This is a genomic window from Pantoea folii (genome assembly GCF_056678875.1).
Genome location: NZ_JBWXON010000022.1, coordinates 96,858 through 111,017 on the forward strand (window position 1 = coordinate 96,858; position 14,160 = coordinate 111,017).

10 protein-coding genes are annotated in these 14,160 nt (G+C 54.6%); 3 read left to right on the plus strand and 7 right to left on the minus strand.

Annotated elements, in window-relative coordinates:
* Positions 1-77: 77 nt before the first annotated feature.
* From malP to glpE, 4 genes are all read right to left on the minus strand, one after another.
* Positions 78-2,483: a maltodextrin phosphorylase gene (gene malP, locus AC1MDE_RS22040; protein WP_211729227.1), complete on the minus strand. Its 2,406-nt coding sequence runs from the start codon at positions 2,481-2,483 to the stop codon at positions 78-80.
* A 186-nt stretch (positions 2,484-2,669) separates the two neighbouring features.
* On the minus strand, positions 2,670-3,428 hold the full coding sequence (locus tag AC1MDE_RS22045; RefSeq protein WP_034819687.1) for a DeoR/GlpR family transcriptional regulator: 759 nt from the start codon (positions 3,426-3,428) through the stop codon (positions 2,670-2,672).
* Between the two features lie 41 nt (positions 3,429-3,469).
* Positions 3,470-4,294: a rhomboid family intramembrane serine protease GlpG gene (gene glpG, locus AC1MDE_RS22050; protein ID WP_480345076.1), complete on the minus strand. Its 825-nt coding sequence runs from the start codon at positions 4,292-4,294 to the stop codon at positions 3,470-3,472.
* Positions 4,295-4,326: 32 nt separating this feature from the next.
* Positions 4,327-4,653 (minus strand): thiosulfate sulfurtransferase GlpE, encoded by a 327-nt coding sequence (glpE, locus tag AC1MDE_RS22055; RefSeq protein ID WP_480345077.1) that lies wholly within the window; start codon positions 4,651-4,653, stop codon positions 4,327-4,329.
* A gap of 228 nt (positions 4,654-4,881) precedes the next feature.
* On the opposite strand from glpE, the gene glpD reads away from it, so the two are divergent.
* Positions 4,882-6,390: a glycerol-3-phosphate dehydrogenase gene (glpD, locus tag AC1MDE_RS22060; RefSeq protein WP_058960571.1), complete on the plus strand. Its 1,509-nt coding sequence runs from the start codon at positions 4,882-4,884 to the stop codon at positions 6,388-6,390.
* A 99-nt stretch (positions 6,391-6,489) separates the two neighbouring features.
* On the opposite strand, the gene iolE is transcribed toward glpD, so the two are convergent.
* From iolE to iolD, 3 genes are all read right to left on the minus strand, one after another.
* Positions 6,490-7,386, minus strand: coding sequence for a myo-inosose-2 dehydratase (iolE, locus tag AC1MDE_RS22065; protein ID WP_034819699.1), 897 nt, complete (start codon positions 7,384-7,386; stop codon positions 6,490-6,492).
* Positions 7,387-7,432: 46 nt separating this feature from the next.
* The gene (iolG, locus tag AC1MDE_RS22070; protein WP_166936599.1) at positions 7,433-8,446 is read right to left on the minus strand and encodes a bifunctional inositol 2-dehydrogenase/D-chiro-inositol 1-dehydrogenase; all 1,014 of its coding nucleotides are present in this window, start codon (positions 8,444-8,446) and stop codon (positions 7,433-7,435) included.
* 149 nt (positions 8,447-8,595) lie between these two features.
* Positions 8,596-10,530, minus strand: a complete 1,935-nt coding sequence (iolD, locus tag AC1MDE_RS22075; RefSeq protein ID WP_479399761.1) for a 3D-(3,5/4)-trihydroxycyclohexane-1,2-dione acylhydrolase (decyclizing) — start codon at positions 10,528-10,530, stop codon at positions 8,596-8,598.
* Positions 10,531-11,077: 547 nt separating this feature from the next.
* Here iolD and AC1MDE_RS22080 point away from each other — a divergent pair.
* Positions 11,078-12,991 (plus strand): bifunctional 5-dehydro-2-deoxygluconokinase/5-dehydro-2-deoxyphosphogluconate aldolase, encoded by a 1,914-nt coding sequence (locus AC1MDE_RS22080; RefSeq protein ID WP_058960569.1) that lies wholly within the window; start codon positions 11,078-11,080, stop codon positions 12,989-12,991.
* Positions 12,992-13,199: 208 nt separating this feature from the next.
* A complete protein-coding gene (locus AC1MDE_RS22085; RefSeq protein ID WP_034819711.1) occupies positions 13,200-14,045 on the plus strand; it encodes a MurR/RpiR family transcriptional regulator in 846 nt (281 codons plus the stop codon).
* Positions 14,046-14,160 lie beyond the last annotated feature (115 nt).

A 14,160-nucleotide genomic window follows, 5' to 3' on the forward strand; every position in this document is an offset into this window, starting at 1 on the left:
TGCGGTGCGCATCAATGCGTATCCGACGAAAATCTTTTCGAAACCATGTCGAGCGGCCATCAATAGCGAGCTGGAAATCAGCGCGCGGCCTGCCAGATACGTTGCTGGTAATCCCGGATTGAGCGGTCGGAACTGAAACGCCCGGTGCGTGCGGTGTTGAGTATCGCCGCTTTGGTCCAGGCTTCCGGGTTCTTCCACAAGGCTTCAACCTGTTGCTGCGCGTCGAGATACGCCTCGAAATCGGCCAGCACCAGCCAGGGATCGCCACCTTTGGTCAGGCTGGTGAGCAGCATATCGAATGCCTGCTTGTCACCTTCGCTGAACTTGCCCTTCTCCAGATCTTTCAGCAATCCATCCAGATACTTATTCTGCTTGCGCAGTTTTTTCGGGCTGTAACCGTTGGCTTTGAGCGCCTTCACCTCATCCACGGTATTGCCGAAGATAAAGATGTTCTTCTCACCCACCGCTTCGGCGATTTCGACGTTCGCGCCATCCAGCGTGCCGATGGTCAGCGCACCGTTCAGCGCCAGTTTCATATTGCCGGTGCCGGACGCTTCATAACCGGCGGTCGAGATTTGCTCCGAGAGATCGGCAGCCGGAATCATCAACTCGGCGGCGGTAATGCGATAGTCAGGGATAAACACGACTTTTAACCGATCGCCGACTTTCGGGTCGTTATTGATCACCTCGGCCACTTTGTTAATGGCGTAGATGATGTTTTTGGCAAGGTAGTAGCCCGGTGCGGCCTTGGCACCGAACAGGAATACGCGCGGCACAAAGTCGGGGTTATCAGGATTGTCCCGCAGCTGACGATAGCAGTGCAGCATATGTAGCAGGCTGAGGTGCTGGCGTTTGTATTCGTGTAGCCGCTTAATCTGCACATCAAACAGCGCATCGGGATTCACATCAATGCCGGTCACGCGTTTGATATATACGGTCAGGCGCAGCTTGTTCTGCTGCTTGATGGTGCGGAACTGCTGACGGAAAGCTTTTTTACGCGCATAGGGCGCCAGCCACTCCAGTGCATCCAGATCGTTGGCCCACTCTACCTGCAACGTTTCATCAATCAGGTTCGACAGCAATGGATTGCACTGCTTCAACCAGCGGCGCGGCGTGATGCCATTGGTCACATTATGGAATTTGTTTGGCCACAGAAGGTGGTATTCCGGAAACAGATCCTTCACCACCAGCTCAGAGTGCAGCGCAGCCACGCCATTCACGGCGAAACAGCTCACCACACACAGGTTCGCCATACGCACCTGCCCGTCGGCCACCACCGCCAGCTTTTGCCATGTCGCGCTATCGCCGGGCCACTGCTTCTTGACGATTTTTTTCAGACGCTGGTTAATTTCGCGGATGATCAGCATATGGCGCGGCAGCAGATCGCGCACCAGCGACTCATCCCAACGCTCCAGCGCTTCCGGCATCAAGGTGTGATTGGTATAGGCGAAAACGCGGCTGGTGATGTGCCAGGCTTCATCCCAACTCAACTGATGCTCATCCAGCAGGATACGCAGCATCTCCGGGATGGCGATAGTGGGATGCGTGTCGTTGAGCTGGATGACTTCAAAATCGGGCAAGGTGTGGATCGAGCGCCCGGCAAGATGGTGGCGGCGCAGAATATCGCCCACCGCACACGCGCACTGGAAATATTGCTGCATCAGGCGCAGGCGTTTACCTTCTGCGTGATTATCGTTGGGATACAGCACCTTGGTGAGTTTGTCAGCATCAATGCCGGGCTGTTCGGCCTGCAGGAACTTGCCATCATTGAACAGGGTGAGATCGAACGGATGCACGCTGCTGGCTTGCCACAAACGTAACGGCAGCGTCACACCATTACGGTAGCCGACCACCGGCAAATCCCAGGCTTCACCTTTAAGCTGAAATTTAGGTCGCCACTGTAGCGAGCCATCGCTGTTTTTCTTCACTTTGCCGCCGATGCCAACCTGCACATCCTGTGCGGCGTTATGGCGAAACCACGGATAACTGTTGCGCTGCCAGTCGTCTGGCGCCTCTTTTTGCTGGCCATCGTCAAAGGTCTGGCGGAACAAACCGTACTGATAATTAAGGCCATGTCCCATCGCGGCCTGCCCGACAGTGGCCATCGAGTCCATGTAACACGCGGCCAGGCGCCCCAATCCACCGTTGCCAAGCGCCGGATCCACCTCTTCCTCCAGCAACTCACTGAGTTCTACCTGATGCGCGGCCAGCGCTTCCTTCACCTCGTCGTACCAACCCAGATTCAGCAAGTTGTTGCCGGTCAGGCGGCCGATAAGAAACTCCATCGACAGATAGTTCACATGGCGTTGGCCTGCGCGCGGTGTGGCGGGCGGCTGCGTGGCGAGCATCTCGGTCAGCACACGGCTTAATGCCTGCCACCACTGATGCGGTGTCATTTGCTGGGCGGAGGTGAGTCCAAGGTGCTGCCATTGGCGGGTAAGTGCGGCGTCGAAACGTGTTTTATTAAATTTTTGCTGCGACATATCAATCCCTTCGAGTCCGTTAACGGTAAAGACGGGCGAGCGCATAACCAGAAAGGATAAGTAAAGCCGGGGGCGAAGAAAAAAGCGACAGGGAAATGCGGATGGAGGGAAAAAAGTGGATTTACGCGTGGCGCGCAACCTGATGCCATTCTGCGGGCGGCATAGCAACCGCCCCGACAGGATGGATTAGCAGAGTTCGAGATGGACTTCGTGTTGCTCAATCACCTTCAGCACGCTGGCAGGCGGCGTCTGATCGGTATACATGTAGTCAATCAGGCTCATATTCCCCAGGTTCACCATCGCATTACGGCCAAATTTCGAATGGTCCACCACCAACATCACGCAGCGTGAGTTTTCGATTATCGCGCGTTTGGTGCGGACTTCGTGGTAATCGAACTCCAGCAGTGAGCCATCCATATCGATGCCGCTGATGCCGAGAATGCCGTAATCGAGGCGAAACTGGGAGATGAAATCCAGCGTCGCTTCACCCATGATGCCGCCATCCCGCGTACGCACTTCGCCGCCAGCGATGATGACGCGGAAATCCGGCTTCGCCATCAGCAAAATCGCCACATTGAGGTTGTTGGTCACCACGCGCAGATTGTTGTGATTCAGCAACGCATGCGCCACCGCTTCCGGCGTAGTGCCGATATCGATAAACAACGTGGCACCATCCGGGATCTGGCTCGCCACACGCTCGGCGATGCGCGCTTTTTCCGCTGACCACATCATTTTGCGGTCCTGCCATGCGGTGTTTTCAGAGCTGGAAGGCAGCGCCGCGCCGCCGTGATGGCGCTGGATTTTATTCTGATCGGCCAGATCGTTCAGGTCACGCCGAATGGTTTGCGGGCTCACCTCAAAGTGATCCACCAGCTCTTCCGTACTGACATATCCCTGGCGTCGCACCAAATCGATAATGGCGTCATGACGTTGCGTCTGCTTCACATCTCTCTCCTCGGCTCAGAGCCGTTTTCTTTTTATACCTGCTACCGACGAGCCACATTGCGCGTATCGACAAACGCCATGGCCAGGCCGACCAGCAAGCCGGTGACATGTGCAGCGTTAGCAATCGACAGCCCAAAAGCGCCGTACCAGCCAATAATCAGCCATACAATAGCGAAGCCCATCAGACCACGCTCCAGATAAATGCCACTTTCGGGATCGCGCTCGCCACGCAGCCAGCAATAACCCATCAGCGCATACACCACGCCCGATAGTCCGCCGAACAGCACACCGCTGAATTTGGCCTGCATCCAGCCGCTCAACAGCGCGGAAATGAGCATAATCACAAACAGCTTACCGCTGCCAATACGCTTTTCCACTGCGCCACCGAGATACCACCACCACATCAGATTGAACAGGATGTGCAGCAGTGAGAAGTGCAACAACGCATGGCTAAACCAGCGCCACACCTGGAAATACTGTGAGGAGTCAGCAGGCCACGCCAGCCAATCCAGCGCCACATCATCACCGACAATCTGCATCATGATGAACACCGCCACGCAGGCGATCATGATCGTCATGGTGAGCGGGCCTGCGCGTTCACGAATATTCGCCCAGATGTTGCTGCGTTCATAGCGCAAGCCACTTTCGGTACTGCCTGTGTGCCAGCTGGCGGCCTGATAGCGCGGATGATTAGGGTCGCGTACGAACTGGGCAAGTTCGTTTTCAACCATCTCCAGCCGGCCTTCATCATCCATCATAATGACATAGTGGCTTTCGCGCTCAATTCGCAGCGTGACGCCGCGCGTTGCCATGTAATCCACAAACGCCTGCGCCATACGTGGGTTGTTGAACTGAGTGATGCGCATCGTGCGGGTTCCCCTTCCTTTGTGTGATCGTGTCAGACGCTGCCAGTATCTACCTGCGAGGGGAACACGGCGCGCCAGGCGTCAAAACCGCCATCGATGCTATACGCGGCGTTGAATCCCTGCCCTAACAGGAACTGTGCTGCACCTTTGCTGCTGTTGCCGTGATAGCACATCACCAGCACCGGCAGCTCATGATTCGCCTGCGCGATAAAGTCCGCCAGATTGTCGTTCGACAGATGTAACGAGCCTGTCGCGTGGCCCATGGCATAGCTTTGTGGGTCGCGAATGTCCACCAGCTGCGCGCCTTGTGCCATGTGCTCGTTAGCCTGCTGAACCGAAATACATTCGAAGTTTTCCATGGTGTCTCTCATAAGGTCGTCACAATTAGCGCCTAGTTTAACCTGAGAATCCGTCGCGATAACCTGACAAAAGTTATGGCTATGGATTTTTTTTCCTGCAGGAATGTTAGCTATATCACGCAAAAATGTTTTTATTGAGTTAAGCGCTGGCATCAATGTTGGTTTCCGATTATTATTACGCTCGAAAACGAACATTTTAGAACTATTCCGAACATCGGAGGAGATGACGTGGAAACCAAAGACCTGATCGTGATCGGCGGCGGCATTAACGGAGCCGGCATTGCAGTGGACGCTGCAGGACGCGGACTGTCAGTGCTGATGCTGGAGGCGCGGGATTTGGCCTGTGCAACCTCCTCCAACAGCTCTAAATTAATCCACGGTGGCCTGCGCTACCTGGAACATTACGAATTCCGTCTGGTGGGCGAAGCGCTGGCTGAACGTGAAGTGCTGCTGAAAATGGCACCGCACATTGCCTTCCCAATGCGCTTCCGCTTGCCACATCGCCCGCATCTGCGTCCGGCGTGGATGATTCGCCTTGGCCTGTTTATGTACGACCGTCTGGGTAAACGCACCACTTTACCGGGCAGTAAAGGCCTGCGTTTTGGCGCGGAATCGGCCCTTAAGCCTGAGATCACGCGCGGATTCGAATATTCTGACTGCTGGGTGGATGATGCGCGTATGGTCGTGCTCAACGCGCAGGAAGTGGTGAAACAGGGCGGCGAAGTGCGCACCCGCACCCGCGTGACCCGTGCATGGCGTGAGAGTGGCCTGTGGATGGTGGAAGCGGAAGATATTGATACCGGCAAAACCTTCACGTGGCGTGCCAAAGGCCTGGTCAATGCCGCTGGACCTTGGGTAAAAGAATTCTTTGATGATGGCCTGAAGCTGAAATCGCCGTATGGTATTCGCCTGATCAAAGGCAGCCACATCGTGGTACCGCGCGTGCATCGCGAAAAGCAGGCATACATCCTGCAAAACGAAGATAACCGTATCGTGTTTGTCATTCCGTGGATGGATGAATTCTCCATCATCGGTACCACCGACGTGGAGTACAAAGGCGATCCGAAAGACGTGAAGATCGATGACAACGAAATCAGCTATCTGCTGAAAGTGTTTAACGGACACTTCAAACAGCAGCTGAGCAAAGATGACATCGTCTGGACTTATTCTGGTGTGCGTCCGCTGTGTGATGACGAATCGGATTCACCGCAGGCCATCACCCGTGATTACACGCTGGATGTGCATGACGACAATGGCCAGGCGCCGCTGCTGTCGGTGTTTGGCGGTAAGCTGACCACCTATCGTAAGCTGGCAGAGCACGCACTGGAGAAACTGGCGAAGTACTATCCCAACGCCGGCCCAGCCTGGACTAAATCAGCAGTACTGCCAGGCGGTGATTTCTCTGGCACCCGTGAAGATTACGCCGCAGGCTTACGTCGTCGTTATCCGTTTATCAGCGAGGGCATGGCGCGCCACTTTGCCCGTACCTACGGTAGCCGCACCGAAGAACTGCTGGCAGGCGCAAGCAGTCTGGCGGATCTGGGCGAGAACTTCGGTCACGAGTTTTATGAAGCTGAATTGCGCTACCTGGTGAAAAATGAATGGGTGCGCGAACTGGATGATGCAATCTGGCGTCGTACCAAACAAGGTATGTGGCTGACAGAAGCCGAGCAGGCACGCATTCGTGAGTGGCTGGCGGTCAACGGTCAGAAACCGGCGCTGTCGCTGGCTTCATAATCCAGGCCAAATAGAAAGGCCGTTATCCTGCAAGGGATAACGGCCTTTTTTATTGTGTCTGATGTTCAAAAGAGCGCGATAAGTCGCGCATCATTGAACTTATAAGCCGGTATTCTCGCGAATATATTTACGCGCTTTCACCGCATATTCGAACGGATTGGCCAGCGCCGGATCCTGCTCCGCTTCCACCACCATCCAGCCTTTGTAACCGTAATCGTCGAGGATTTTGAACACCGGTTTGAAATCAATCACGCCGTCGCCCGGCACGGTGAAGGTGCCTTTCTTCACGCCATCGAGGAACGACAGTGATTTTTCACGCACCTCAGCCACCACGCTGTCACGCACATCTTTCAGGTGCACGTGGAAAATACGTGGCAGATATTTGGTCAGCACATCCAGCATCGCCTGCTGTGAGCCTTCGGAGTAGTAGATGTGGCCAGTGTCATACAGCAGGCCGACATTCTGATTGGTCGATTCCATAAAGCGATCGATTTCCGCTGGGGTCTGAATGCCGGTCCCCATGTGATGGTGCAGCGTTACGCGCATGCCCTTCTTCGCCGCAATCTCAGCCAACTCGTTGTAGCCTTCCGCTGTCAGACGCCACTCTTCATCGGTGAAGATCGGCTTCTGCTCCAGCACCGCCAGCGTGGTGCCCTGAATGCTTTTACTCTGCTCAGAGCAGCCAATCACGCGCGCGCCCATGGCGTGCAGGAAGTTCATGTGCTGGGTGAACTCGTCGATGGTTTTCGCCTTGTCGCCGTTGGCGAAGAAGGTGCTGAACCAGGCATTGCAGATCTGGATACCACGAATTTCCAGCATCGGTTTCAGCACTGCCGGATCTTTCGGATATTTGCTGCCGACTTCACTGCCGGTAAAGCCTGCCAGCGCCATTTCACTGACGGTCTGCTGGAAGGTGTTTTCGCTGCCCAGCTCTGGCATGTCATCGTTGGTCCAGCCGATTGGCGCAATCGCCAGTTTTACATTGTCTTTGTTCATTTCAATTCCCTGATTCTGAGAGAGAAGTGTTAGCGCACAGGCTCAGTTATTTGGCGTAAAAGTCTGGACGCGCTGGCATGGTCACCGGCTCGATAGCGCCGCTGTTCTGGGCTTTATGGCAGGCATCCGCCGCAACGGAAGCGGCAAAACCATCCCAGGCGGAAGGCCCGGTCAACTTGCCCGCCGTGGCGTCATTGATGAAAGCTTGCAGCTCAACGTCGTAAGCCTCGATAAAACGGTCTTTCCAGTCAGTGAGCAGCGCATTGCCGAGACGCGCGTTTTTACGCATCTGAATAGATGAAGGCTCAGGCAGTTTGGCAATGCCCTCTTCGCCCACCACTTCACACTGAATGTCATAGCCATAAGCACAGTTCACGAAGATCTCGACATCGATGCGAATGCCCTTCTGGGTTTCGAACAGCACGATTTGCGGATCTTTCAATTTGGCGTGGGTCTTCGAGGTCGAACGTGGGAACACCACCTGCACCGATTTGTAATCGTCCTCGGTCAGCCAGCGCAGCACATCCAGCTCGTGAATCAGGGTGTTGGTGATCGCCATATCGGTGGTGTAATTTTCCCCCACACTCTGGTTGCGGTGCGCACAGTGCAGCATCAGCGGCTCGCCGATTTCACCGTCAGTGATCACTTTCTTCAACGCGCGATAGCCTGAATCGTACGGACGCATAAAGCCCACCTGCACCAGGCGTTTACCGTGTTTGATTTCGGCATCAACGATGCGACGGCAGCCTTCGGCGCTCATCGCCAGCGGCTTCTCGCAGAACACGGGCTTGCCAGCAGCAATGGCGGCAAGGGTGAATTCTTCGTGGGTCGGATCCCATGATGTCACCAGAATGGCATCCACCTCCGGCGAGTTAATCACCTGATGACCATCCTGATACACCTCAGCTTCGATATTCAGACGCTGCAGCGCCGCGCGGGCCCCTTCCACGTTGATATCTGAAACCGCCACCACTTTCGCGCCCTGCAACACATTGTTGCAGCGACGAATGTGATCCTGACCAATTGCACCGGTACCAATTACACCGAGTTTGAGCGTCATAATTACACCTGTAGAGTCGGATAAGTATGCCCTTCATATTTCAAGATGCAGGTGCGTTGGCTGCTCTCGTTGGCCGCCTTCCTGATTCTCGAATTATTTGGGGGACATAGGGTTAAACAAGGCCGGCGAACGCCGGCCTAAAAAGGGTGTTAGTACTTACGTGCTTGTTCGATATGCACGTTAAGTTTGTCGGCCACTTCCTGCGTGCGTTCAGACGTTGAAGTCTGAGCCACACCAACGTGCCACCAGCTGAAATATTTGTGAATCATGGTTTTTGGCAGCACTTTGATGTCGAACAGCACTGAAACGGTCTGTTTCTGCGCGTCAATCAGTGCAGCTTCCAACTGTTCCAGCGTGGTAATGCGATAGGTTTTGCAACCGTAACCGCCCGCAATCGCCGCGAAATCGACCGGAATAAAGCCGCCATCCAGCTTGCCGCCTTCCGGGTTGCGGAAACGGAACTCGGTGGTGAAGCTGTCCATGCCGTGTTCCATCTGTAGGTTGTTAATACAGCCGTTGGTCATGTTATCCAGCAGCACCACGTTGATTTTCGCGCCTTCCTGAATCGAGGTGACCAGCTCGGAGTGCAACATCATGAACGAGCCATCACCCACCATCACATAGACTTCACGCTGCGGCTGGGCCAGCTTCACGCCCAACGCGGCATTGACTTCGTAGCCCATACAGGAATAGCCGTATTCAACGTGGTACGAGTTGTAATCTTTGGTGCGCCACATGCGTTGCAGGTCGCCCGGCAGACTGCCCGCTGCCGCGACAATCACTGCATCCTTTGGGAGCTGCTCGTTTAAGGTGCCCAGCACGCTGCTCTGCGTCAGCACTGACTGCGTCAGGCGCTCAAACTCAGTAAACAGCGCTTCACGGTCAATGTGATCGGCGATTTCGGGAATAAAATCGTCGGTGTTATAAGTGGCGGCATACACACGCTGCGTCTCTTTCAGTAGCTTGCTTTGTGCCTGCTCAACCTGACCGCCCCAGTGGTTCTCAAAGCCTTTCAGTCCGCTTTCCAGTGCGGTCAACCCTTCACGCGCATCCGCTAACAGCTGCACTGCATCGAGCTTGTAGCTGTCGAAATTGCTGACGTTGATGTTGAGGTAGCTCACTTCAGGATTCTGGAAAATCCATTTCGAAGCGGTGGTGAAATCGGTGTAGCGCGTGCCGATCCCAATCACCAGATCGGCTTCTTTCGCCAACAGGTTAGCAGCCAGACAGCCCGTTTCGCCGACGCCACCCACATTCAGCGGATGATCAGAAACAATGGTGCCTTTACCGGCCTGTGTTTCCGCAAACGGAACGTTAAAGCGTTCCGCGAATTTCAGCAGCGCGGCACCGGCATCGGAATATTTCAGACCGCCACCCACGATAATCAGCGGCTTGTTTTTACGCGCAATCAGCGACAGAGCATCTTCCAACTGAGCAGCTGTCGGCAGACGGCGATCCAGACGGTGCACACGTTTCTGGAAGAAATATTCCGGGAAGTCCCAGGCCTCACCCTGCACGTCTTGCGGCAGCGCGATGGTCACGGCACCGGTTTCCGCCGGATCGGTCAGCACACGCAAGGCATTAATACAGGCAGTCATCAGCTGTTCAGGACGGCTAACGCGATCCCAGTATTTGCTCACCGCGCGGAAGGCATCGTTGGTACTGATGCTGAGATCGTGGCTCTGCTCGATCTGCTGCAAAACGGGATCGGGCTGACGCGTGGCGAACACATCGCCCGGCAGCAGCAGTAAAGGAATGCGGTTCGCGGTCGCCGTGGCAGCTGCGGTGATCATGTTCGCCGCGCCCGGTCCCACTGAAGAGGTACAGGCAATAATCTGACGACGCAGCGACTGCTTGGCGAAACCAATCGCCGCATGCGCCATCCCCTGTTCATTACGACCCTGATGCACCACCAGATCGCCGCTGTCCTGCTCCAGCGCTTGCCCCAGTCCCAGCACGTTACCGTGGCCAAAAATGGCAAAAATGCCTTTCACAAATTTGGTTTCAACGCCGTCAACGTTCAGATACTGGTTATCAAGAAATTTCACCAGCGCCTGTGCCGTGGTAAGTCTGATTGTGCCCATATGCTTCTTCCTTTACATGCTGGTACCTGACGTGAGGTACAACGCGGTTCGGGTTTTCGCTGCCGTCACGGCACCCGCGGATAAGTGAAACGTGTGGCGATTATAAACAAATATTTTTTTCATTAAACGTAATTACAGAAGAAACATTTCATTTTGCGATGGAGATCAAATTCAGAGATGAAACGTTGCCAGCGGAGGCCGTTGCTGGGGTAAAAGTGAAATGACAAAATAGCATTTTAACAAGATAGCGAAATTTCATTTCACTTCAGTAGCTTCCTTTATTCACAGCCATTTTCCTGCGACCTGGCTCACAAGCCATAGCATCAGTGAAACCGATGCTAAACAGCATGCCGTGATAGCGCATCGTGCAGAGTTTTACCTCGGTCACAAAATCGCGATGGATGTTTCATTTCATATTGTATTTGGAATTTTTATTCCTCATACTGCCACCATAGCCAATCAGGCACCTTGAGAACCCGGAAGCATAGCGCTTGATGTTGGGCGTTTTCGCCCCAGTGTCTGCTTATCACAGAAGGAAACCACAGGTATGAGTACACAACAGAAGCGGCTTGATGTGATTTGTATCGGACGCATCGCCGTCGACCTCTACGGTCAGCAAATCGGATCACGTCTGGAAGATATGACCAGCTTTAATAAATATCTGGGCGGTTCTTCCGGTAACGTGGCCTATGGAACAGCCATTCAGGGCCTGAAATCAGCCATGCTGGCGCGCGTAGGGGATGAACATAACGGCCGCTTTCTGCGAGAAGAATTGCAGCGCGTGGGTTGTAACACCGATGGGCTGATCACCGATAAAAACCGCCTGACCGGCCTGGTGATCCTCGGTATTAAAGATGAGGATACCTTCCCACTGATCTTCTACCGCGACAACTGTGCCGATATGGGCCTGGTGCCGGATGACATTAAAGAGGAATTCATCACCTCTTCTCGTGCTGTCGCGGTCACCGGTACGCACCTTTCACATCCGCAAACCCGCGCGGCAGTACTGAAAGCGTTGGATATCGCCAAGCGAAATGGTCTGCGCACCGCACTGGATATCGATTATCGTCCAGTGCTGTGGGGGCTGACGTCACTGGGCGATGGCGAAACGCGTTTCGTTGAATCCGGTGAAGTCACGAAACAATTGCAGGAAGTGCTGCACTATTTCGATTTGGTGGTAGGAACGGAAGAAGAGTTCCACATTGCCGGCGGCAGTACGGATACGCTGACAGCACTGAAAAATGTGCGCCAGGCAAGTAAAGCCACGCTGGTCTGTAAACGTGGACCGCTGGGGTGCGTGGTGTTTGAAGGTGATATCCCGGACAGCTGGGAGCAGACAAAATTGCAAACCGGCGTTCGCGTTGAAGTCCTGAACGTGCTGGGTGCAGGCGATGCCTTTATGTCTGGCCTGCTGCGCGGCTGGCTGAATGATGAAAGCTGGGAACAGGCTTGCCGCTACGCCAACGCCTGTGGTGCGCTGGTGGTCTCACGCCATGGTTGCGCGCCAGCGATGCCAACCAAAGAAGAGCTGGACGATTTCCTCGGCCGCGACAAAGACGTAAAACGCCCGGATCTGGATGCGCGTCTCAACCATCTGCACCGCGTCACCACGCGTAAACAGCAGTGGCCAGAACTCAACGTGTTCGCGTTCGACCATCGCAAACAGCTGGCCGATATGGCCCGTGAAGCAGGCGTCAGTGAAGATAAGATCCCACAGTTGAAACTGCTGCTGTTACAGGCGGCGCAGGAAGCGGCCAACGAAGCAGGCTTAAATGAGAAGAGTGGGATTCTGGCGGATACCACCTACGGCCAGAAAGCGCTGAACGCGATTACCGGCAAAAACTGGTGGATTGGCCGACCTATCGAACTGCCAAGCTCGCGTCCCCTGCGTCTGGAGCACGGTAACATCGGTTCGCAACTGGTCGACTGGCCAGCAGAGCACGTGGTGAAATGCCTGGTGTTCTACCATCCGCACGACAGCGCCGAGCTGCGTAAAGAGCAGGATGAACTGGTACTTGATGTGTGGAACGGCTGTAACAAGAGCGGGCATGAGCTGCTGCTGGAACTGATTCTGCCGGAGAGCAATCCGGACCGTAATGAATCGTACTATTACGACATGCTGAGCCACTTCTATAGCCTGGGCATTCAGCCGGACTGGTGGAAACTGCCACCGCTGTCGGCAGAGAGCTGGCAGGCCATCAGCGGGTTGATCGAACAGCACGATCCCCACTGCCGCGGCATTCTGCTGCTCGGCCTCGATGCACCGGAAGAGACGCTGAAAGCCGGTTTCGCTGCGGCGGCACAAGCGCCGTGGGTTAAAGGCTTTGCCGTCGGACGCACCATCTTCGGCCAACCGTCACGCCAATGGCTCAACGGTGAACTGGATGACAAAGCGCTGATTGAAACGGTGAAAGGCAACTATCTGCGACTGATTGGCTACTGGCGCGCGGCGCGTGGCTGATTGGCGTTAAAGCAGTGCAAAAGCGGCTCGCAAGGGCCGCTTTTTTTATGGGCATCAGCACTGCCGCTAATCACTTCTTTTTGTGAGGCATTTCATAAACCGATGAAATAAGCGTCACGATAGCGTCAAACAAATGAAATTTTCCATCCATCTGGTACTATAGCGCTCATTATCCAGCCATATTTTCATTTTTTGACGGGCCGAAGTCATGACCAACAATCCAACCCAATTAACCTTGTTACAGGACGATATCCGTCGTCGCTATGAGACGCTGAGTAAACGCCTGAAGCAGGTGGCTCGTTATATTCTTGATAACAGCAACAGCATTGCATTCGATACCGTGGCTTCCATCGCGCAACAGGCCGATGTGCCGCCCTCCACGCTGATCCGCTTCGCCAACGCCTTTGGTTTCAGCGGTTTCAACGAAATGAAACAGGTTTTCCGTCAGCACCTGATGGAAGAAACCGTGAACTACACCGAGCGTGCTCGCCTGTTCCGCCAGACTGCTACTGATGACAGCGCCAGCTCGCCTGAAAGCCCGGTAGAAATCCTCAACGTCTTTACTATGGTGAACAGCCAGGCATTGCAGCAGTTAGCGATGCAGGTTAATCCGGACCAGCTGAATAAAGCGGTCAAGATGCTGGATGAAGCGGAGAATATCTACATCATTGGCCTGCGTCGCTCCTTCAGCGTTGCGTCCTATCTGGTGTATGCGCTGCGCCATCTGGAGCGTCGTGCGTTTCTGATCGACGGTCTCGGCGGCATGTTTACCGAGCAACTGAGCATGGTGAATCCCAAAGATGTGGTGATTGCCATTAGCTACTCGCCGTATGCGCGTGAAGCGGTTGAGCTGGTTGAGTTGGGTGCCAAGCGCGGCGCACATCTGATTGCCATCACCGACAGCCAGGTGAGCCCTCTGGCCGCTTTCAGCGATGTGTGCTTTGTAGTGCGCGAAGCGCAGGTGGATGGCTTCCGTTCGCAGGTGGCCTCCCTCTGCCTGGCGCAGACGCTGGCGGTTTCATTAGCGCTCAATAATACCGGCACCGGCGAATAAACCTGCCGGACGTTGCAGATAAAAAAGGGCAGCCACATGGCTAATGCCAGTCAGTTAAGCCTGACTGGCATTTTTTCTTCTGGCTGTCGGATATTTATAGGGTCTCTCTTTCACC

Bases quoted from the DNA above. Each gene is read 5' to 3' on its own strand.
- malP (WP_211729227.1), bottom strand. From the start codon at position 2,483: ATGTCGCAGCAAAAATTTAATAAAACACGTTTCGACGCCGCACTTACC.
- glpG (WP_480345076.1), bottom strand. From the start codon at position 4,294: ATGCGCATCACTCAGTTCAACAACCCACGTATGGCGCAGGCGTTTGTG.
- glpE (WP_480345077.1), bottom strand. From the start codon at position 4,653: ATGGAAAACTTCGAATGTATTTCGGTTCAGCAGGCTAACGAGCACATG.
- iolE (WP_034819699.1), bottom strand. From the start codon at position 7,386: ATGAACAAAGACAATGTAAAACTGGCGATTGCGCCAATCGGCTGGACC.
- iolG (WP_166936599.1), bottom strand. From the start codon at position 8,446: ATGACGCTCAAACTCGGTGTAATTGGTACCGGTGCAATTGGTCAGGAT.
- iolD (WP_479399761.1), bottom strand. From the start codon at position 10,530: ATGGGCACAATCAGACTTACCACGGCACAGGCGCTGGTGAAATTTCTT.
- AC1MDE_RS22080 (WP_058960569.1), top strand. From the start codon at position 11,078: ATGAGTACACAACAGAAGCGGCTTGATGTGATTTGTATCGGACGCATC.
- AC1MDE_RS22085 (WP_034819711.1), top strand. From the start codon at position 13,200: ATGACCAACAATCCAACCCAATTAACCTTGTTACAGGACGATATCCGT.